20 protein-coding genes are annotated in these 20,950 nt (G+C 67.3%); 3 read left to right on the top strand and 17 right to left on the bottom strand.

The features are described from left to right. Position 1 precedes the first annotated feature (1 nt). The 9 genes from DIE02_RS19280 to sapR all read right to left on the bottom strand — a co-directional run bounded on the left by DIE02_RS19280 (position 2) and on the right by sapR (position 7,964). Positions 2-337, bottom strand: coding sequence for a type 1 fimbrial protein (locus DIE02_RS19280; protein ID WP_124488121.1), 336 nt, complete (start codon positions 335-337; stop codon positions 2-4). Positions 338-701: 364 nt separating this feature from the next. Next, positions 702-956, bottom strand: coding sequence for a GlsB/YeaQ/YmgE family stress response membrane protein (locus DIE02_RS19275; protein WP_124488210.1), 255 nt, complete (start codon positions 954-956; stop codon positions 702-704). Positions 957-1,101: 145 nt separating this feature from the next. Beyond that, positions 1,102-1,863 carry an ABC transporter ATP-binding protein gene (locus DIE02_RS19270; RefSeq protein ID WP_124520696.1) on the bottom strand — a complete coding sequence of 254 codons (762 nt, stop codon included), beginning with the start codon at positions 1,861-1,863 and terminating at the stop codon, positions 1,102-1,104. After that, positions 1,860-2,774, bottom strand: a complete 915-nt coding sequence (locus tag DIE02_RS19265; protein ID WP_124488119.1) for an ABC transporter ATP-binding protein — start codon at positions 2,772-2,774, stop codon at positions 1,860-1,862. The genes DIE02_RS19270 and DIE02_RS19265 overlap by 4 nt, the downstream gene beginning before the upstream one ends. A 1-nt stretch (position 2,775) precedes the next feature. Beyond that, on the bottom strand, positions 2,776-3,690 hold the full coding sequence (gene nikC / locus DIE02_RS19260; RefSeq protein ID WP_124492228.1) for a nickel transporter permease: 915 nt from the start codon (positions 3,688-3,690) through the stop codon (positions 2,776-2,778). Between the two features lie 66 nt (positions 3,691-3,756). Further along, positions 3,757-4,827: an ABC transporter permease gene (locus DIE02_RS19255; protein WP_124489613.1), complete on the bottom strand. Its 1,071-nt coding sequence runs from the start codon at positions 4,825-4,827 to the stop codon at positions 3,757-3,759. A gap of 10 nt (positions 4,828-4,837) precedes the next feature. Next, positions 4,838-6,439 carry an ABC transporter substrate-binding protein gene (locus DIE02_RS19250; protein WP_124489614.1) on the bottom strand — a complete coding sequence of 534 codons (1,602 nt, stop codon included), beginning with the start codon at positions 6,437-6,439 and terminating at the stop codon, positions 4,838-4,840. Between the two features lie 64 nt (positions 6,440-6,503). Then, a complete protein-coding gene (ddpX, locus tag DIE02_RS19245; RefSeq protein WP_124489615.1) occupies positions 6,504-7,067 on the bottom strand; it encodes a D-alanyl-D-alanine dipeptidase in 564 nt (187 codons plus the stop codon). A 15-nt stretch (positions 7,068-7,082) separates the two neighbouring features. Beyond that, on the bottom strand, positions 7,083-7,964 hold the full coding sequence (sapR, locus tag DIE02_RS19240) for a sap1 transcriptional regulator SapR (RefSeq protein ID WP_044843248.1): 882 nt from the start codon (positions 7,962-7,964) through the stop codon (positions 7,083-7,085). Positions 7,965-8,221: 257 nt separating this feature from the next. On the opposite strand from sapR, the gene DIE02_RS19235 reads away from it, so the two are divergent. Continuing rightward, a complete protein-coding gene (locus DIE02_RS19235) occupies positions 8,222-8,470 on the top strand; it encodes a helix-turn-helix transcriptional regulator (RefSeq protein ID WP_124489616.1) in 249 nt (82 codons plus the stop codon). A 3-nt stretch (positions 8,471-8,473) separates the two neighbouring features. Next, the gene (locus DIE02_RS19230) at positions 8,474-9,808 is read left to right on the top strand and encodes a type II toxin-antitoxin system HipA family toxin (protein WP_124489617.1); all 1,335 of its coding nucleotides are present in this window, start codon (positions 8,474-8,476) and stop codon (positions 9,806-9,808) included. Between the two features lie 36 nt (positions 9,809-9,844). Here DIE02_RS19230 and DIE02_RS19225 read toward each other — a convergent pair whose 3' ends face one another. The 7 genes from DIE02_RS19225 to DIE02_RS19195 form a co-directional block, all read right to left on the bottom strand. Then, positions 9,845-11,098, bottom strand: a complete 1,254-nt coding sequence (locus tag DIE02_RS19225; RefSeq protein WP_124489618.1) for a hypothetical protein — start codon at positions 11,096-11,098, stop codon at positions 9,845-9,847. A 26-nt stretch (positions 11,099-11,124) separates the two neighbouring features. After that, entirely contained in the window at positions 11,125-11,667 is a 543-nt protein-coding gene (locus DIE02_RS19220; protein ID WP_124489619.1) for a class I SAM-dependent methyltransferase, read from the bottom strand. Positions 11,668-11,746: 79 nt separating this feature from the next. Then, on the bottom strand, positions 11,747-13,336 hold the full coding sequence (locus DIE02_RS19215; protein WP_044843253.1) for an ABC transporter substrate-binding protein: 1,590 nt from the start codon (positions 13,334-13,336) through the stop codon (positions 11,747-11,749). Between the two features lie 138 nt (positions 13,337-13,474). Continuing rightward, positions 13,475-13,807, bottom strand: a complete 333-nt coding sequence (locus DIE02_RS19210; RefSeq protein ID WP_124489635.1) for a sugar ABC transporter ATPase — start codon at positions 13,805-13,807, stop codon at positions 13,475-13,477. A gap of 247 nt (positions 13,808-14,054) precedes the next feature. Beyond that, positions 14,055-14,384, bottom strand: coding sequence for a hypothetical protein (locus DIE02_RS19205; protein WP_124489620.1), 330 nt, complete (start codon positions 14,382-14,384; stop codon positions 14,055-14,057). Positions 14,385-14,520: 136 nt separating this feature from the next. After that, positions 14,521-15,441 (bottom strand): bestrophin family protein, encoded by a 921-nt coding sequence (locus DIE02_RS19200; protein WP_124489621.1) that lies wholly within the window; start codon positions 15,439-15,441, stop codon positions 14,521-14,523. 12 nt (positions 15,442-15,453) lie between these two features. After that, positions 15,454-17,778 (bottom strand): FdhF/YdeP family oxidoreductase, encoded by a 2,325-nt coding sequence (locus DIE02_RS19195; RefSeq protein WP_124489622.1) that lies wholly within the window; start codon positions 17,776-17,778, stop codon positions 15,454-15,456. Positions 17,779-17,931: 153 nt separating this feature from the next. Here DIE02_RS19195 and DIE02_RS19185 point away from each other — a divergent pair, with 153 nt between their 5' ends. Continuing rightward, positions 17,932-19,353, top strand: a complete 1,422-nt coding sequence (locus DIE02_RS19185; protein ID WP_124489623.1) for a PLP-dependent aminotransferase family protein — start codon at positions 17,932-17,934, stop codon at positions 19,351-19,353. Between the two features lie 67 nt (positions 19,354-19,420). On the opposite strand, the gene DIE02_RS19180 is transcribed toward DIE02_RS19185, so the two are convergent. Further along, a complete protein-coding gene (locus tag DIE02_RS19180) occupies positions 19,421-20,662 on the bottom strand; it encodes a mechanosensitive ion channel family protein (RefSeq protein ID WP_044843259.1) in 1,242 nt (413 codons plus the stop codon). Positions 20,663-20,950 lie beyond the last annotated feature (288 nt).

The raw sequence follows: 20,950 nt of genomic DNA, 5'->3' as shown, positions 1-20,950 counted from the left end.
CTTACTGATAGGTGACGACGGCGATCATCGGCGCATGCGCGTTGCCCGGACGGTCCGGTAAAACGATTGCGCGCGACGCCTGCGTAAAGGTCGTGGTCTTGATCGTGCGCAGGCTGGCCGCGTCGACGAACGCGACCTGTCCGGTCGCCGGACGCGGGCAGTCGGCGCGCACGTGGGCATGCGCGGTGTCGGCGGTGTCGAGCGCGAACGAGCACGGCGGCTCGACGATCATGCCGGTGAAGTGGATGATGCCGGACGCGCCGGCGGCATATGACGAGGACGAGGCCAGAAGCGCGGCAGCCAGGGCAAACGAGGCGGCAAACAGGCGATGCTTCATGACAGGCTCCAGAGAGGAAGCGCGTCGCAGCGGGGCCGCTCGAATGGCAGTCCGTCAACGCTGCGGTGCTGTATGCGTAAACGGCAAATCCATCGGACCTCTTGAATGAAAAGACGGAAATAACGGCAATAAGCAAATGACGCCGTATTCCTTCAATCAATTTATCTCAAATTTGTGCGGCCGCAAGTCAGGGTATTGCCGGTGGCGTACGCTTGCGGAAGGGGCGTCAATGGATGCGGCATTTGCCGGTAAATCGTTGAGGATTCAACGATTCGAGGCGGGCGCGAATTGAGGTGTGCAAAAAGAAAAACGGCCGCTCGTGTGAACGAGCGGCCGTTGTGCACCGACGCGGGCGATGCGGCGGTCAGCCCGCGCGCTTGCGCACCGCGCCGACGATCACGAGCAGCACGATCGCGCCGATGATCGACGCGATCCAGCCCGCGCCCTGGCCCGGCGCATACCAGCCGGCAGCGCGGCCGATGTAGCCCGCGACGAGCGAGCCGACGATGCCGAGCACGATGGTCATCAGGATACCCATCTTGTCGTCGCCGGGCTTGAGCGCACGGGCGAGGAGGCCGACGATGAGCCCGACCACCAGGGTTTCGATGAATTGCAGCATGAACGCCTCCCTATAGCTGTTGAGCTGTTGACGAAAGGACATGGACCCGCGCGGCGCGCGAGGGTTCCATTCGGCGGCGCGTCGGCGCACTGGCGCACCGACGCACGGGGTGCCGAGTATCGCACGCCCGCGCGTCGCGCACATGTCAGGCGACCGGATCGAGCCGGCGGTACCCTTCTGTCGCGCGCAGCAGCGTGCGCGTGTAGTCGCGTGCCACCTGCCCGGCGCGCACGTCCTCGATCCGCAGCTGTTCGACGATCTCGCCATGCTGCATCACCGCGACGCGCTGGCACAGGAAGCCGATCACCGCGAGGTTGTGGCTGACGAGGATCATCGTCAGGTTGCGTTCGCGATGCAGGCGGCGCAGCAGGTTCAGGATCTCCGCCTGCACCGACACGTCGAGCGCGGAGGTCGGCTCGTCGAGCAGCAGCACGCGCGGCTCGACGATCAGCGCACGCGCGATCGCGACACGCTGGCGCTGGCCGCCCGACAGCTGGTGCGGATAGCGGAAGCGGAACGCCGGGCCGAGCCCGACTTCGGACAGCGCGCGGGCGATGCGCGCGTCGGCGTCGTCGATCCCGTGGATCGACAGCGGCTCGCGCAGCGTCTGGTCGACCGTGAAGCGCGGATGCAGCGACGCGTACGGATCCTGGAACACCATCTGCACGTGGCGGCGGAATGCGCGGTCGGGCGTGCCGCCGACGGGCCGGCCGTCGATCGACAGGCTGCCGCCCGCGAGCGGCACGAGGCCGGTCAGCGCACGCAGCAGCGTCGACTTGCCGGAGCCCGATTCGCCGACGAGGCCGAACACTTCGCCGTCGCGCACCGCGAAGCTCGCATCGCGCACGGCGTCGACATGGCCCGTGCGGGTCGGAAAACGGATCGAGGCGTGATCGACGTCGATCATGGTGCGGACTCCTGTTGTGCCGTCGCAGCGCTTGCAGGCGAAACCGTATCGAGCCACGCCGGATCGCGCCGCAGCACCGGCAGTTCGTCGGGCGGGTTCGCGAGCGGCGGGTTCGCCGCGAGCAGCCCGCGTGTGTAGGGATGCGTGGCATTGCGCAGGTCGCGCGCGGCGCAGGTTTCGACGACGCGGCCCGCATACATCACCGCGACGCGATCGCAGAACGACATCACGAGCGGCAGATCGTGGCTGATGAACATCAGCCCCGTGCCGTGCCGCGCGATCATCGCGTCGAGCACCGCGAGCACCTGCATCGATACCGCGACGTCGAGCGCGGAGGTCGGTTCGTCGGCAATCAACAGGCGCGGGCCGGTCGACACCATCATCGCGATCATCACGCGCTGGCCCATGCCGCCCGACAGCTCGTGCGGATACGCATCGGCGACGCGCGCCGGATCGCGGATCTGCACGGCCGCGAGCGCATCGACGATCCGTTCGCGCAGCGCGCGGCCGCGCAGCCCCGGCTCATGCAGCCGGAATGCTTCGCCCATCTGCTTCGCGACGGTCATCACCGGGTTCAGCGAATACTTCGGATCCTGCAGGATCATCCCCATCTGGCTGCCGCACAGGCGCCGGCGTTCGCTCGCCGACATCGCGAGCAGATCGCGGCCCGCGAAGCGCATCGTGCGGGCCGACCAGCGCGCGGCTTCCGGCAGCAGGCCGAGCAGCGCGCGGCCCGTCAGCGATTTGCCGGAGCCCGATTCGCCGACGATGCCGAGCCGTTCGCCGGGCGCGAGCGTCAGCGACAGGTCGCGCACCGCGTCGGACACGACGCCGTCGTGTCCGCGAAACCCGATCTTCAGGCCGTCGATCTCGCAGAGCGGCGCGGCGGCGTTGACGGAATTCAGTGACATGTCACGCTCCATGACGCGGATCGAAGACGTCGCGCAGCCCGTCGCCGAGCAGGTTGAACGCGAGGCTGACGAGCAGGATCGCCGCGCCGGGCAGCGTCGCGACCCACCACGCGTCGAGCAGCACGTTGCGGCCGGACGCGACCATGAAGCCCCATTCGGGGCTCGGCGGCTGCGCGCCGAGGCCGAGGAAGCCGAGGCCCGCGACGGTCAGGATGATGCCGGCCATGTCGAGCGTCGCGCGCACGATCACCGACGACATGCACAGCGGCACGATGTAGCGCAGCAGGATCCGCGGGCCCGATGCGCCCTGCAGGCGCGCCGCGTGGATGTAGTCGGCCTGCGCGATGCGGATCGTCTCCGCGCGCGCGAGCCGCGCATAGGCGGGCCACGCGGTGATCGAGATCGCGACGACCGCGTTGATCACGCCGGGCCCGAGCGCGGCCGCGAACGCGAGCGCGAGCACGATCTTCGGGAACGCGAGGGCGATGTCGGTAATGCGCATCAGCACGCTGTCGACGAAACCGCCGCAATAGCCGGCCGTCGTGCCGATCGCGAGGCCGATCGGCACGACGATCACGACCACGAGCAGCGCGATGCCGAGCGTGAGGCGCGAGCCGTCGATCAGCCGCGAGAGGATGTCGCGGCCGAGCTGGTCGGTGCCGAGCCAGTGTGACGGCGAGCCGGGCGGCAGCAGGCGGTCGGACAGCACCTGGCGCAGCGGATCGTGCGGCATGATCAGCGGGCCGACGATCGCGACGACGATCAGCGCGACCAGGATCGCGAGCCCGAACAGGTTGAGCGGATTGGCGGCGAAGCGGCGCCAGCGGCGATACGCGAGGCCGAACGCGGCCTGCGCGCGCGACGCGGGCGCATCGGAAAGCAGCCACGCGCGCAGCGTGAGACGCTCGGCATTCATGGTCGGGACACCTTCGGCATGGACGGGAAAGGAAGCAGGGCGGCAGCAGTCATGTCGCGACAGCCCTCAGCGCGCACGCGGATCGAACACGCGGTACAGCGCGTCGGTCAGCAGGTTGACGGTGATGAACATCGCGCCGATCACGAGCGTCGCGCCGAGCACCGCGTTCATGTCGGCGTTCAGCAGCGCACCCGTCAGGTACGAGCCGAGCCCCGGCCACGCGAACACGATCTCGGTCAGCACCGAGCCTTCGAGCAGGTTGCTGTACGTGAGCGCGATCACGGTCAGGAGCGGCACCGCGATGTTCCCGAACGCGTGCCGCCAGATCACGCGGCGCTCGGACAAGCCCTTCGCGCGCGCGGTGACGATGTATTCCTGGCTCAGCTGGTCGAGCATGAACGAGCGCGTCATCCGGCTCAGGTACGCGACCGAGTAGTAGCCGAGGATCGCGGCCGGCAGCGCGATGTGCGACACCGCGTTGCGGAACACGTCCCACTCGCCCGCGAGCGCCGCGTCGATCAGCAGGCTGCCCGTGCGCGGGTCGACCATCCCGTCGTACACGGGATCGAGCCGGCCGGGGCCGCCGACCCAGTGCAGCCGCGCATAGAACAGCAGCAGCCCCATCAGCCCGAGCCAGAACACCGGCACCGAATTGCCGATCAGGCCGACGAAGCGCGCGACGTGGTCGATCGGCCGGTTGTGCTTCACCGCGGCCGCGACGCCGAGCGGCACGCCGATCGCGATGCCGATCAGCGTCGCGATCGTCGCGAGTTCGAGCGTGGCGGGGAACACGCGCCTGATGTCGTCGAGCACCGGGTTCGACGTCAGCAGCGACATGCCGAGATCGCCGTGCAGCACGTCGCGCGCGTAGATCATGAACTGCGTGACGAGCGGCTTGTCGAGGCCCAGCGCGAGGCGCTCGGCCGCGTACGCCTCGGCCGACGCGCGATCGCCGAGGATCGCGAGCACGGGATCGATCGGCACCTTGCGGCCGATCACGAACGTCAGCGCGAGCAGCCCCGCGAACGTGACGGCGAGCGTGAGCGCCCAGCGCAGCACGCGCAGCGCCCAGCGTACGGCCGGGCGGCGCGCGGGCAGCGTGCGCAGTGCTTCGAGGGAGGAGACGGGAGTCGACATGCGGCGAATCTTATTGCTTCTTCAGGTTACGGTACGACACGAGATCGTTGATCGGTCCGACTTCGAGCCCGCTCACGCCGGGCCGCGTCGCGACCTGCGCGACCTTCTCGAACATGATCACGAACGGCGAGCGCGCGAGCAGGTCCTTCTGCATCGCCTGATACCGTTGCGCGCGTTGCGCGGCGGTCGGCTCGGCGAGCGCGGCGTCGGTCTCCTTCGTCAGTTGCGGAATGTCCCAGCTGTTGCGCCAGGCCAGCATTTTATAGCTCGACTTGTCGGAGTTGTCGGGGTTCCATGCGAAACCCTGCGCGTTGCTGTGCGGGTCGATGTAGTCGGCCGACCATTCGCCGATATAGATGTCGTGCTGGCGCGCACGGTATTTCGCGAGCGTCTGCTTGTTGTCGCCGGGAATCAGCTGCACCTTGACGCCCGCCTGCGCGAAGTTCGCCTGCACGGCCTGCGCGATCTCCGTATACGGATAGTCGTTGCGCACGTCCATCGTCACCGAGAAGCCGTTCGGCACGCCGGCCTTCGCAAGCAGCGCCTTCGCCTTCGCGACGTCGAGCTTGTACGGGTTCGCCTTCAGCGTGCCGAGGAAGCTTTCGGGCAGGAAGGTCTGGTGCACCTTGTAAGTCGTCTTCACGACGTTGGTCTGGATGCCGGAATAATCGATCAGCCACTTCAGCGCTTCCTGCACGTCGGGCTTCGCGAGCGTCGGGTTCTTCGTGTTCAGGCCGAGATAGAGCAGCGTCGCCTGCGGCGAGGCCATCACCTTCGCCTTGCCGGATTTCACGACCGACGCGAGATCGTCGGGGCTCAGGTCGCGCGCCGCGTCGACGTCGCCGTTTTCCAGCAGCAGGCGCTGGCTCGCCGCTTCGGGCACGTGGCGCAGCACGATGCGCTTCATCGCGAGCGGCAGCCGGTAGCCGTCGAAGCGCTGCAGCACGATGCTGTCGCCGGCCGCCCACTTGACCAGCTTGTACGCGCCGGAGCCGGCCTCGTTGGTCTTCAGCCATGCGTTGCCGAAGTCGTCGCCCTGCTGGTGTGACAGCAGCAGCTTCCTGTCGAGCACCGACGCGGGCCACGAGCCGAGCACGTTCAGCACGAAGGTCGGCGCGTATTTGTGGTCGGTCGTGATCGACACCGTCTGGTCGTCGAGTTTCTTCACGTTCGCGACGACGTTCGCCTTCGTGAGGCCGATGCCGGTCAGCACGGCGGCCGGGCCCTTGTCGAGCAGCACCGCGCGCTGGATCGACCAGGCAACGTCGTCGGCCGTCAGCGGGTTGCCCGAGTGGAACTTGAGGCCCGGGCGCAGCTTGAACGTATAGGTCAGCCCATCGGGGCTCACCGTCCACGACTGCGCGACGTCGCCGTTGAATTTCGACGGATCGCGCAGGTCGACACGCACGAGCCGGTCGTACGTGTTCGCGACGTATTCCTCCGGCACCAGCTCGTAGATCTCGCCGGGATCGAGTGTCGTGAATTCGTCGAGCAGCGTGGCCATCACGAACATGTCCTTCGGCGTTTCCGCGCGTGCGGCGGCAAGCGGAACGGCGGCGAGCACGGACGCGGCGGCCAGCGCCGCGACGAGCCGGGAGGTCAGGGGCTTCATGTGCGTTTCTCCATGTGTCGTTGAAGTCGTTGAACGTGAACGGTGAAGGGAACGTGCAGTGTCGTTACATCAGGCGCCACGGGCCGCTCGCGGCGTTGTCGATCTGCGGCAACGCATGCGAACCGGGCAGCTCGTAGTGCCACCACTCGCTGTCGATATGCGCGAAGCCGGCCGCGTGCATCACGCCGAGCAGCAGCAGCCGGTTGCGTTGCACGGCTTCGGGCAGCCCCGCGTGGAAGTGGCCCGACGCGGCCACCATCTCGTCGAAGCCGGTGCCCATGTCGACCGCCTCGCCGTTCGCGTCGACGAGTGTCAGGTCGAGCGCGGTGCCGCGGCTGTGGTTCGAGCCGCGGCCGAGATCAGCGACGAAGTTCGGGTCGGGCAGGAAATCCCACAGCACCTGCTGCGCCTGCGGCGGCCGGTACGCATCGTAGACGCGCAGCGTGAAGCCGGCCTGCGCGGCGACGTCGACCGCGCGGCGCAGCGCGGCTTCGGCGGGCTCGAGCAGCAGGCAGTGCGCGCGGCGGTAGATCGCCTTGCCGGTCAGGTTGCGCTCGGTCGCGTAGACGAGATCGATCTCGACGCGATGCGTGGCGGGTGTGATTTCGACGAGGCGGGGTGGGTTCATCGGCAGTCGGGGCGCTCAGGATTCGAATTGGTCGAACGTGCGCTGCAGTTCGCGGTTGCGCGCGACGCGCCGGTCGATCGCGGGACCGAGGCGGTCGACCACGGCGGTGATCAGCAGGTTGAACAGGCAGGTGAGCGGCGCGAGCGAATCCCAGAACTGGCCGACGTCGGTCTTCACCTGCAGCAGGTCGGCCGGCCATTCACGCGCCCATGGGCAATAGAGATCGGTGACCAGCGCGAACGGCTGGCCGCGCTCGGCGGCCGCCTGGCAATAGCGGCGCGCGCTGCGCGAATAGGCACGCGTATCGGTGACGATGCAGTACGGCCGCTCGAATTCGGAGTTCAGCGAATCGACGTACGAGCCCGACTGGCCGTCGGAATAGAACACGCGAGGGCGCAGGTATTCGAGATAGCTGCTGAACGCATTGCTGATGCCGCGGGTCGACTGGATGCCGAGGATGAACACGGCGTCGGCATGCGCGATCCGGTCCGCGACCTGCGCGAACACGGGTTCTTCGGCGAGCCGGTAGACGTGGCGGATCGCGTCGAGTTCGCGATCGAGCGACGATGCCAGCGTGCCGTCGCTGCGGGTGCCGTCGCCGTCGCTCACGTGTGTGCCGGCGGCGCGGCGATATTCGTCGAGGCGATCGGTGATCATCCACGGGCGATCGCTGCCGCCGCGCAGTTCGCGTTTCAGATCGTCGAGGTTCCGGTAGCCGATGCTGCGCAGGAAGCGCCCGACCGAGATGCCGCTGGTGCCGGCCTGCTGCGCGATCTGGTCGGCGGTTTCGAGCCCGAGACGGTCGAGATTCGCGAGCATGTAGCTCGCGATGCGCTTCGCGGTCGGCGTCAGCTCGGCAAAGCGGGATTCGACGGTATGGGCGAACGCGCAGGTCATCGGTCTGTTAGATATTTGTCATCGGATGATTCGGTGTCATCCATCTAACAAAACCAAAATCATTCGCGCCAGCGGATAAAAACTATGGTTTGGCGGAGGGTGATAGGGTCGGGTACGCGTCCCCGACGGCAATGTCGCGATGCGTAATCACGCAGATTATTTCTGACAGAGATATTTTACGTTTATGTCTGTCAGCAATAATTTGCGTTTATGTCTGTCAGAGATATACTGCATTTATTGCCTACTGGACCCGAGCCGTGGATTTCATCGTCAATACGCCCGCGCAACTGGGCGAAATGCTGTCGTCCGCGCGTCAGGCCAAGGGGCTGACGCAAGCCGAGGCGGCGGCGCGCATCGGCGTCGGCCAGTCGCGCCTGTCGTCGCTCGAGACCACGCGCACCGCCAGCCTGTCGCTCAGCCAATTGCTCGAACTGACCGCGCTGTACGGTCTCGAGCTCAGCGTCCGCACAAAGGACGGGCGTGACGCTGCCGACATCGACTGGTAAGCGATGGGGCGCAACTCGCACACGCGCGCGCTGTCGATCTGGGCCAACGGCCAGCGGGTCGGGACATGGCGGATTCCGGCGCGCGGCGACATGGAGTTGCGGTACGACGCCGGCTGGAAGCAGTCCGCCGCGGGCCGCCCGTTGTCGCTGTCGCTGCCGTTCGGCGTCGGCGATGCGCCGTTGCGCGGCGAGCGTGTGAACCACTACTTCGACAATCTGCTGCCGGACAGCGACGCCATTCGTCGCCGGCTGGCGTCCCGGTTCGGCACGGCGACGATCGAGCCGTTCGATCTGCTCGCCGCGCTCGGCCGCGACTGCGTCGGCGCGGTGCAACTGCTCGGCGAGGACGAAGCACCGGCCGGCCATGATCGCATCGACGGTACGCCGTTGTCGGACGACGAGGTCGCGCGCGTGCTCGATCAGGCGAGCGGGGTGGCAGGTGCCGCACAGGACGACGACGACTTCCGCCTGTCGCTCGCCGGCGCGCAGGAAAAGACCGCGCTGCTGTTTCACGAAGGGCGATGGATGCGCCCGCATGGCGCGACACCGACGACGCATATCCTCAAGCTGCCGCTCGGGCTGGTCGGCAACAAGCGTGCGGATCTCACCGCTTCCGTCGAAAACGAGTGGCTGTGTCTCGCGATCCTGCGCGCGTACGGCCTGCCGACGGCCGATGCCGAAATCGTGCGTTTCGGCGAGCACAAGGTGCTGTCGGTCGCGCGTTTCGATCGTGCGCTGCATCGTGAAGGTGGATGGCTGTTGCGCTTGCCGCAGGAGGATTTCTGCCAGGCGCTCGGCGTGCCGCCGCATCTGAAATACGAATCGCAGGGCGGCCCCGGCGTGCCGGATCTGGCCGCCATCCTGCGCCGGTCGGAAACGGCGCAGGACGACCTCGACACGCTGTTTGCCGCGCTGATCGTGTTCTGGATGCTCGCCGCACCGGACGGGCATGCGAAGAACTTCAGCCTGCGCCTGCTGCCGGGCGGTCGGTTCCGGTTGACGCCGCTCTACGACGTGATGTCGATCTGGCCGGTCGAGGGCGACGGCGCGAACCAGTGGTCGTGGCACAAGGCCAAACTCGCGATGGCCGTGCACGGCAAGCGCAAGCACTACGCGATGCGCGACATCACACGCCGTCACTTCAGTGCGATGGCCGAGCATTGTCTGCTCGGCGATATCGCGACGCCGATCATCGAACGGCTGGTCGCCGCGACGCCGCACGTGATCGAGTCGGTCGGCGCGACGCTGCCGGCCGGGTTTCCGGCGCGGATCGCCGAACGCATTCTGGGCGGATTGCGGTTCGCCGCCGAACGTCTCGCCGAAACACCGCGCGCCTGACGTCGGGCGGCGAACCGCCTACGCGTCGTCCACTGCCTACTGCTGCATGTCCGGCGCCTCGCGCAGCCGCCAGATCGCGTTGCACTGCTGGCCGCCGAGGCTCGTCGAGCGCAGCGTGATGACGGTGCCGGCCGAGATCCGATACCAGAAATGGGTCATCAGATCAGGGCCCTTGTGCTGCGCCTGCCCATCGATCAGCACCTCGCATCGCAGCGGCGACGGCGAGCCGGACGGGTGCGTGATGTACACGTTCAGCCGCGCGATGTCGCGGGTCGCGGTCAACACGATCTCGTGGTTCCCGCTGCCGACGAGCATCGTGCCGCCCGGTTCGTCGAGCGCCTGCAGGTACGCGCCCGCGCTGCCCTCGATCGCGGCGGAGTTGACGGTCAGCCCGGCCGAACGCACGTATTCGGTCGCGGCGATGCGGGCGGCGGCCGTGTCGGACGGTGCCGGCGTGCCGTCCGACAGCGCGAACGGCATGCCGTCGCGCAATGCGGCGTCGACATGGTTCGCGTAGTAGCGCCAGCGATCGAAGAAACGGATGTCGCCGGTCATGTGCAGCGCGCGGATCGGTTCGCCCTGATAGCGCAACGTCGTGGTGCCGTTGCTCGGATCGAACGATTCGTGAATGCCGTTCTTGCTGACGAAGTTCTGGACCGGGTCGAGCAGCGCGGTTTCGCCGCGCGCGCCCCACAGGTGCAGGAACGTCGTGTCGATTCCGAAGCATTCCTGAAAGTCGGTGCCAATGCGAGCGACGCAGTCGCGCAGATGCGCCGCGAAACGCGCCCACGCGGTGGCCGTGCCGGCGACCAGTCCGGCCTGCAGCGCACCGCCGTGACGCGCTTTCACTTCGTCCACGACGAGACGCCAGTGCGCGTCGCGTCGCTCGCCGATCAGCGGCGTGACGATGAACGTGCAGAACAGCGGGTCGGGACACGCGTACAGGCGGTCGTCGGCGATCCGGGAGAACAGGTCGAACGAGGACGCGCAGAACCAGATGTCCGCGTCGTACAGCGCGAGTTTCGTGATGTGCGGATTGCGCGCGCAATAGTCGGCGGCCTCGATGAAGCGGCCGACCGGCAGCGCATGCGCGCTCGACGCTTCGATCACGTCGACCGACTGGCTTTCCAGGATGCGCCGCTTGCGTTCGGACAGTCCGTAGCCGATGACGGCCACCTGCCCGTCGTAGCCTGTCTGCCGCAGCGACAGCAGGAACGGCACGAGCATCTCGTACCACGCGCGGTTGTTGTCGTTGATCGCCACGCAGACCGCGTGTCCGTTCGCATGCATGGTGCCTCCCGTTGCGCGTGCGCGGCTCAATAGCCGACGTGACGCTCGCACACGACCGCGCCGCAGCCGCGGCTGTCGTGATACGTGATGTGAAACTGCTTGTTGTCCCACAGCCACTGGAATACGGCCTGGTAGACGCCCGACGTGTTCATGTCGTGCAGCACGATCTTCTTGCGCGCGAGCGGGCCGAACCGGTTCAGTTCGGCGAGCGTCTGCTCGTACGTGTGCGTGGTGTCGATGAACAGCAGGTCGCACGCGAGCGGGTCCATTACGAGGTCATCGGCAATCCTGAATTCGAAGTCGATCGCCAGTTCCTGCGCCGCGTGCTTCAGCTCGTCCTGGATGTGGAAATACTGATCGGTGATGTCGACAGACACGAGCCGCTTCGGCTGCGCGAGCATGAAGGCCGTCGTGGTCAGTCCGGTGAACACGCCCAGCTCGAGGATGCTGTCGCATCCGGCGGCCGTGCGGGTATAGAAGTCGAAGCGCGACGGGCTGTCGCCGAGCCAGCCGATCGGTTCGATCTTGTACTGGAGGAATTCCAGCCGCAGTTCTTGTAATGAGCGCATTGCGTAGTCCCCGAGCGAAGCGTATTGGATGACGGATGCGCCCGCGCGCCGGCGTTGCCGGTCGCGCGGGCAGCCGGCCTTATTTCGCCAGCGTCCGGTACGACACGAGGTCGTTGATCGGGCCGATCTCCGGCCCGGTCGTGCCGGGGCGCGTCGCGACCTGCACGACCTTCTCGAACATGATGATGAACGGCGAGTTCGCGAGCACGGCCTTCTGCAGCGCCTCGTAACGCTGCGCGCGCTTCGCGGGCGACGGCTCGACCAGCGCGGCCTCGGTGTCCTTCGTCAGCTGCGGGATGTCCCAGCTGTTGCGCCACGCGAGCATCTTCGTCTTCGACTGGTCGGAATTGTCCGGATTCCAGGCGAAGCCGCGCGCATTGCTGTTCGGGTCCATGTAGTCGGGCGACCATTCGCCGATGAAGATGTCGTGCTGGCGCGCACGGTACTTGCCGATCGCCTGCTTCGCATCGCCCGGGATCAGCTTCACGCGGATGCCGCCTTGCGCGAAGTTGGCCTGCAGCGCCTGCGCGATCTCGAGGTACGGATAATCGTTCGGCATGTCCATCGTCACGTCGAAGCCGTTCGCCAGGCCGGCCTTCGCGAGCAGCGCCTTCGCCTTCGCGACGTTCAGCTTGTACGGGTTCGCATTCAGCGTGCCGAGGAAGCCTTCGGGCAGGAAGGTCTCGTGGACCTTGTAGGTCGTGCTGACGATGTTGCGCTGGATGCCGTCGTAGTCGACCAGCCACTTCATCGCCTGCTGGACCTCGGGCTTCGCGAGATTCGGGTTCTTCGTGTTCAGGCTCAGGTATAGCAGCGCGGACACCGGCCACGACGCGACCTTGATCTTGCCGGCCTTGGTCAGCGCGGCGAGGCTGTCGGGGCTCAGGTTGCGCGCGGCGTCGACGTCGCCGTTTTCCAGCAGCAGCCGCTGCGCGGATGCCTCGGGCACGTGGCGCAGCACGACGCGTTTCATCGGGTACGGCGCGCGGTACTTGTCGAAACGCTGCAACACGATGCTTTCGTTCGGCGTCCACTTGGCGAGCTGGTACGGGCCCGAGCCCGCGTCGTTGGTCTTCAGCCAGCCGCTGCCGAAATCGTTGCCCTGCTGGTGCGACATCAGCAGCTTCTTGTCGAGCACCGACGCCGGGCACGCGCTCAGCACGTTGAGCACGAAGCTCGGCGCGTACTTGCGGTCGGTTTCGAGCACGAAGGTCTGCGGGTCGACCGCGCGCACCTTCTGCATCACGTTCGCCTTCGTGAGGCCGAGATCGGCGAGCACGCCGGCCGGGCCCTTGTCGAGCAGGACGGTGCGCTGCAGCGACCATGCGACGTCGTCGGCGGTGACCGGGTTGCCGGAGTGGAACGCGAGGCCGGGGCGCAGCTTGAACGTATAGGTGAGCCCGTCGGCGCCGACCGTCCAGGATTGCGCGATCTGCCCGTCGAAGCGCGTCGGGTCCTTCAGGTCGACCCGCACGAGCCGTTCGTAGGTGTTCGCGACGTACTCGGACGGCACGAGCTCGTAGATCTCGCTCGGATCGAGGGTCGTGAATTCGCCGAGCTGGGTGGCGACGACGAAAATGCCGGGCGGCGTCGCGGCCTGCGCCGGCAGCGCCGGAACAAGCGCGACGAGCGCGGCGCTGACGAACAGCCGGGACAGCAGGTGCTTCATGCGGGCTCCGTGGAAAGGGAATCGTGGTGCGATTCTCTCATCGACGGCCGCCCGGATGAAAAAATTCGACGGGCGCGCGGAACGGCGCCCGGGGGAAGCGGCTTGCGTGCCGGGCGCGGTGCCCGGCAGCGGCGGCGGTCAGATCACGCAGCGCGCGATCGCGAAGCGCATCGCTTCCTCGGCCGGCTCGCTGCCCGAGCCGCGCACGACCTTGACGACCGAACCGTGGCCCGACGGCGTGAGCGTGACGAAGTACGAGCGCGAGCCGACGGTGATGTCGGTCACGCCGTTGTGCTGCGATTGCTCGGTGCCGGACAGGCGGCTGTCGAGGCAGTTGGCGATCGCGTGGGCCGGACGCGCCGACGACACGTAGATCATCGGCGCCGGGCCGGACGCGGCCGAGTCGGACGAGGGCGCGGAACCGCAGGCGGCGAGCAGGGCGGCGGGAAGGAGCAGCAGGAATCGTTTCATGATCGGAATCGTCGTGTGTCTCGTGTCGAGGCTGGGGCGCGGGGTACGCGAAACGCGAAGCTTCGCGACGAAACCGCCGCAATCGTGCCGTTTTTGACGGTCGATACGGGCGGCGGCTGACGTCGGAGTATACCCGCGGCACTTGACACGAACGGCCCGCTGAAACGATTCGATACAACAACAAGCGCCCGCTGTCGCGCGGCGGCAGCGGGCGTTTCAAGCGATGGCGAATCGACGTTTGCCGGCGTTATTGGCCGATCTTGTGGCTGACCGCATTTTCCTGCTGGTTCAGCACGTGCTTTTCGCTCTGCGTAATGTGGCCGCGATCCTGCGCGGCCATGTCCCGCTCTTCCCGGCGGATCCTGCGGTCGTCACGGTGCAGGCGCGCGGCCCGGGCGTGCGACATCTCGCCTTCCTTCACTTCGTGACGGATCCGGCGATTCTGGTTGGCGAGACGCTGGTTGACCTCCTCGCGGCGCGGATGCGCCTGCTGCCACGGCGTTTCGGCGAACGCGGTGCCGGTCAGCACCGACATCAGGGTGGCGACGATCGCGAGATGGCGGGTAAGGGCTCGCATGACGTTTTCTCCTGTCGTTGCGCGTCACGAAACGTGCGCGCCTGTCGAAAAAACGCTGTGCGGGCCCCGGCTGTTGACGTTTCCGGCTGTATCGCTTGCAAGTGATTATTACAGCGCGTCGGCCGTATCGGCCCCGTCAGGTGAGCCGATACGCCGGGCCGGGCGTCACCTCCGCCGGCAGCGGCTCGCCGTTCAGTTCGAGCAGCGTGCGCTCGATCGTGCGCGTCATCGCATCGAGCGCGAGGTGGTTCGGCCCGTCGCCGAACGGCTCCGCGATCGCATGCGCGATCGCGTCGAGCGCGATCAGCGTATAGGCGACGAACACGGTGACGAACGGCGTCGCCGCGCCGATCGAATCGACGAGGCCGAACGGCAGCAGCACGCAGTACGCATAGATGGTCCGGTGCAGCAGCACGTCGTACGAGAACGGGATCGGGGTCGACGCGATGCGCTCGCAGCCGCTCACCATCGACACCAGATCGTCGAGGCGCGCGTCGAGCATCCACAGCCGCGTATCGGCGAGATGGCCCGCATCGGCGCGCGCGGCGAAGGCTGCGCGCAGTTCATGAACGATCGCGATCGGCGCAAATCGGGCGGCGACGATGCGCGCATAGGTCGCGTCGTCGAGCAGCGTGCGCAGGTCCGGCGCCGGAGCGGTGCCGCGCAGTTGATGCTTCAGCGCATAGACGAACGCGACGACCTTGCGCACGAACGCCTGCCGTGAGGCATCGTCGCCGTCGACCGCGCCGTAGCAGAGCGCCTGGGACACCAGCGTGCGCGTGGCGGTCAGCACGCCACCCCACAGCTGCCGGCCCTCGCGATAGCGTTCGTAGCTCGCGTTGTTGCGAAACCCCGCGAAGATCGCGAGCGTGAGACCGATCAGCGTGAACGGCGTCGGGTTCAGCGGCACCTTCTCGCCGAGCACGCGGCCGCCGCCCCACACCGCGACGAGGCTGATCGCGAGCGTCAGCACGAGCTGCGGCAGGATGGTCGGCAGCACCGACCCGTTCCAGACGAGCAGCATCCGCAGCCAGTGCTCGCGCGGCCGGACGATCATCGCGGCGCTCCGTCAGGCGGCAGCCGACGCCGGCGCGGCCGCGCGGTGCAGCAGCACCGGCACCGACTTCGACGTCGGCGTGTTGCACACGTCGCCGACGCTGTCGAGCGGCACCAGTGGGTTCGTTTCCGGGTAGTACGCGCCGATGCAACCGCGCGGGATGTCGTATTCGACGAGCAGGAAGCCGTCCGCGCGCCGCTCGATGCCGTCGTGCCACACGGTTTCCATGTCGACCCGGTCGCCGGCCTTCAGGCCGAGCATCGCGAGGTCGTCGCGGTTGACGAACACCACGCGGCGCTGGCCGTACACGCCGCGATAGCGGTCGTCGAGCCCGTAGACGGTCGTGTTGTACTGGTCGTGCGAGCGCGTCGTCATCAGCGTCATCAGGCGCTCGCCGTGCAGTGCGCGGGCGCGCTGGATCGGCGTGTCGGTCGGCAGCGCATGCGCGATGAAGTTCGCCTTGCCCGTCGGCGTCAGCCATTCGCGATCGCGCGACGCGACGCGCAGGTGGAAGCCGCCCGGCCGCGCGATACGCGTGTTGTAGTCGTAGAAGCCGTCGAGCGTCGCCTCGATCGCGTCGCGGATCTTCGCGTAGTCGTCCTTGTACGCGAGCCAGTCGATCTTGCCGCTGCCGAACAGCGCGTGGCCCATGTGCGCGACGATCGCCGGTTCCGACATCAGGTTCGCGGACGCCGGCTTGTTCATCCCGTACGACACGTGGACCATGCTCATCGAATCCTCGACCGTCACGCCCTGCGCGACGTTGTCCTGCAGGTCGATCTCGGTGCGGCCGAGCGTCGGCAGGATCAGCGCGTCGCGGCCGTGGATCAGGTGGCTGCGGTTCAGCTTCGTCGTGATGTGCACGGAGAGATCGCAGCGGCGCATGCCTGCCCACGTGCGCGGCGTGTCGGGCGTCGCCATCGCGAAGTTGCCGCCGAGGCCGATCAGCACCTTCACGTGGCCTTCGAGCATCCCTTCGATGGTTTCGACGACGTCGTAGCCGTGGTGACGCGGCGGCTCGAAGTCGAACACGTGGCCGAGCCGGTCGAGGAACGCCTGCGACGGCTTTTCCTCGATCCCGACCGTGCGGTTGCCCTGCACGTTCGAGTGGCCGCGCACCGGGCACAGGCCCGCGCCGGGGCGGCCGATGTTGCCGCGCATCAGCATCAGGTTCGTCAGCATCTGCACGGTCGCGACCGAATGCTTGTGCTGCGTGATGCCCATGCCCCACGTCGCGATCACGCGCTCGCTGCGCGCGTAGCGCTGCGCAAGGCCGTCGATCTGCTCGTACGGCACGCCGCTTTCGGCCGTCAGCGCGGACCAGCTTTCATTGCGCAGATCGTCGGCGAACGCGTCGAAGCCGGCCGTGTGCTCGTCGATGAACGCGGTGTCGAGCACGCGCGGCGCGCCGGCGGCGCGCGCGGCATCGTCGAGCTCCAGCACGCGCTTCGCCATCCCCTTGATCAGCGCGAAATCGCCGCCGATCGTCGGCTGGATGAAGGTCGACGCGATCTTCGTGCCCGACATCGTCAGCATCTCGAGCGGGCTTTGCGGATCGGCGAAACGCTCGAGCCCGCGTTCCTTCAGCGGGTTGATCGACACGATCGTCGCGCCGCGCTTCGCGCATTCGCGCAGCTCGCCCATCATCCGCGGATGGTTGGTCGCCGGGTTCTGGCCGAAGATCAGCAGCATGTCCGCGTGCTCGAAATCGTCGAGCGTGACGGTGCCCTTGCCGACGCCGACCGACGCCGGCAGCCCGCGGCTCGTCGCCTCGTGGCACATGTTCGAGCAGTCGGGGAAGTTGTTCGTACCGTACAGCCGCACCAGCAACTGGTACAGGAACGCCGCCTCGTTGCTCGCGCGGCCGGACGTGTAGAACGCGGCCTGGTTCGGGTCCGGCAGCGCGCGCAGGTGGCGCGCGATCAGCTCGAACGCGTCGTCCCACGCGATCGGCACGTAGCGGTCGGTCTGCGCGTCGTACACCATCGGGTCGGTCAGGCGGCCGTGTTGTTCGAGCTCGAAATCCGACTGTTCGAGCAGCTCGGTGACCGTATGCGCGGCGAAGAATTCGGGCGTCACGCGCTTGCTCGTCGCTTCGGCGGCCACGGCCTTCACGCCGTTTTCGCAGAATTCGAACGTCGATGCGTGCTGGCGGTCCGGCCACGCGCAACCCGGGCAGTCGAAGCCGTCGGGCTGGTTCTGGCGCAGCAGCGTGCGGTAGTTGCCGCCGGTGACCTTTTCCTTGATCAGGTTGATCGTGACGGCTTTCAGCGCGCCCCAGCCGGCAGCCGGGTGGGTGTACGGTTCGATGCGCGCGGCGGCGGATTTCTTTTTCATGATGCAGGGTGTCAGGGGCGATGCACGCAGAGTACGCGCGGCGCTCCGGCCGCTGTGTGTACACCTTTCATCTTCAAAAAAGAGTACAGTTTCGGCCATCCGGGCAGTGCGGACCGCAACTGTGTTGTTGAAGGGAAGTTGAAAGGGAGGCGCGTGAAGCGTTATGAACAACTGGCCGACGATCTGCAGGCGCAGATCGAGCGCGGCGTGTACCGGCCCGGCGAGCGGATTCCGTCGGTGCGCCAGGCGAGCCGGCAGCAGCAGCTCAGCGTCACGACCGTGCTGCGCGCGTACCTCGTGCTGGAGAGCCGCGGCCTGATCGAGAGCCGGCCGCAGTCGGGCTACTTCGTGCGGGCGCGCGCCACGGCGCCGGCCGAGGCAGAGCTGCACATGTCGGCGCCGGCGGCCGAGCCGTCGGCGGTGGACGTGAGCCGGCTCGTGCTGTCGACGTTGCGCACGATCTCGCGCGACGACGCGGTGCCGCTCGGCTCGCCGTATCCCGATGCGTCGCAGTTCCCGGTGCAGCGTCTCGCACGCTACGCGCAGACGATCGGGCGGCGCCGCACGCGCTGGGGCGTGATCGACGACCTGCCGCCCGGCAACCCGGAGCTGATCCGCCAGATCGCGCGGCGCTACGCGGAGCGCGGAATTCCGGTCGAGCCGGGCGAGATCGTGATGACGATCGGCGCGACCGAGGCGATCAACCTGTGCCTGCAGGCGGTCGCGAAACCGGGCGATACGATCGCGGTGGAGTCGCCGACGTTCTACGCGATGCTGCACGCGATCGAGCGGATGGGCATGCGCGCGCTCGAGGTGGCGACCCATCCGGGCGACGGCATCGATCTCGACGCGCTCGAACGGATCCTCGCGCGCGAGCGCATCGCCGCGTGCATGGTGATGCCGAATTTCCAGAATCCGCTCGGCTTCCAGATGCCCGATGCACGCAAGCGCGCGCTCGTCGAGCTGCTCGCGAAGCACGGCGTGCCCGCGATCGAGAACGACGTCTATCACGAGCTGCATTTCGGCGACACGACGCCGAGCGCGCTGAAGTCGTACGACCGCGACGGGCTCGTGCTGCATTGCGCATCGTTCACGAAGAGCCTGTCGCCGCGCTACCGGATCGGCTGGGCGATGCCCGGCCGCTACCGCGACCAGGTCGAGAAACTGAAATTCCTGAACACGCTCGCGACGCCCGCGATCGAGCAGCTCGCGATTGCCGAATACCTGAAGCACGACGGCTACGATTTTCATCTGCGGCGGATGCGCAAGCAGTATGCGCAGCAGGCGAGCCTGATGAGCGCGATGGTGCGGCGCTTCTTCCCGGAAGGCACGCGGTTGTCGCAGCCGCAGGGCGGGTACGTGCTGTGGGTCGAGCTGCCGCGGCAGGTCGATGCGATGAAGCTGTATGCGCTCGCGCTCGCGCAAGGGATCACGATCGGGCCCGGCCACATGTTCTCGGCAACCGCCGATTATCGGCACTTCATCCGGCTCAACTACAGCTATCCGTGGTCGCGGCAGATCGAGGAGGCGCTGAAGGTGGTGGGGCGGCTCGCGTCCGAGTGCGCGGGGCGGTGAGCGGCGCGGCGCCCGCCGCGACACCGCGTTCCTGGCGGCGACCCGTTGCCGGCCGCGCAGGCAAGCGTCACCGCGCGGACGGCGCGGGCAGTCCGGCTTGCGCCGTGTCGACCATCCGGCGCATGTCGAAGCCCGACGGATGCTGGTACACACGCAGCCCGAACTCCGGCAGCACCGCGATCAGGTGATCGAACAGGTCGGACTGGATCGCCTCGTAATCGACCCAGGTCGTCGTGTCGGTGAAGCAGTACAGTTCGAGCGGAATGCCTTCGGCCGTCAGCGGCAGCTGGCGCGCCATGCACGTCATGTCGCGGCGAATGTGCGGATGGCCCTTCAGGTAGTTCGCGACGTACGCGCGGAAGGTGCCGAGATTCGTCAGCTGGCGGCGGTTCGCCGGGCATTCGCCGGCCGCGCCGAGCGTGCCGTTCCATTGCGCGATCGCGTCGACCTTGTCTGCCAGGTAGTCCTTCAGCAGCGTCAGGCGTTCGAGCCGTTCGATCTCGTCGTTGCCGAGAAAGCGCACGCTCGTCGCGTCGATGAACAGCGCGCGCTTGATGCGGCGCCCGCCGGCCTCGGTCATCCCGCGCCAGTTCTGGTAGCTCTCGGTGATCAGCTTCCAGGTCGGCACCGTGATGATCGTGTGATCGAAGTTCGCGACCTTGACCGTGTTCAGCGTGATGTCGATGACGGTGCCGTCCGCGCCGGCCGACGGCATCGTGATCCAGTCTCCGATCCGCAGCATGTCGTTCGACGACAGCTGCACGCCGGCGACGAGGCCGAGCAGCGTGTCCTTGAAGATCAGCATCAGCACCGCCGACATCGCTCCGATGCCCGACAGCAGCAGGCCGATCTGCTTGCCGGTCGCGTCGCCGATCACGACGAGCGCGGCCGTGATGAACATCACGAGCTTGACGAGCTGCATCGCGCCTTTCAGCGACAGGCGCGGCTGGTCACGCCGGCTCGTGCGATGCGAGTGTTCGAGCGCGGACAGCGTCGCGCTGATCGTCATCGACACCAGGAACACGATCAGCGCGAACAGCACCTTGTCGGCAGCCTGCGCGGCCACGGCGGGAATGCCGGGAACCGCGCCGAGCCCGAGCTTGATCACGACGAACGGCACGATGCGGTTCAGCCACTTGAATGCGCCGAACTCGAACAGCGCGTCGTCGATGCGGGTGGCCGACAGCCGCGCGAGGCGCGCGACTACGCGAAACAGCAGGAAATGGACGGCGGCGGCGATCGCGCCGGCGGCGGCGAGCAGGATGAGGATGCCGACGAGCGGCGCAAACCAGGATTCGTTCAGGGTCATAAGGGTGGACAGGGGCCTTCTCGTGCGTTGAATCTGTACCGCGACGCGGCGCGCGCCCGGTGAAGGGCACATGAAAGGGACCGTGATTGTGCCATCGGGTTCCGGCCTGATGCCGCGAATGCATGACGCAGGGCTCCTCAACATTCTCGCCGTTGCGCGGATTTTCCTTGTGGCCTTGTGTCGTCGAGTCCGTGTGCTCACGTAGCGCAACATACTATGCACTTGCCACGCATCGCCCGCTCGGGGCACGATGCGCGAACGGCTTCGCGAACCCCGCTTCCACGTCGT

Origin of the sequence: Burkholderia sp. Bp8991 (assembly GCF_003853795.1) — a bacterium.
Classification (GTDB): domain Bacteria; phylum Pseudomonadota; class Gammaproteobacteria; order Burkholderiales; family Burkholderiaceae; genus Burkholderia.
This window is presented reverse-complemented; position numbering and strand designations above follow the sequence as displayed.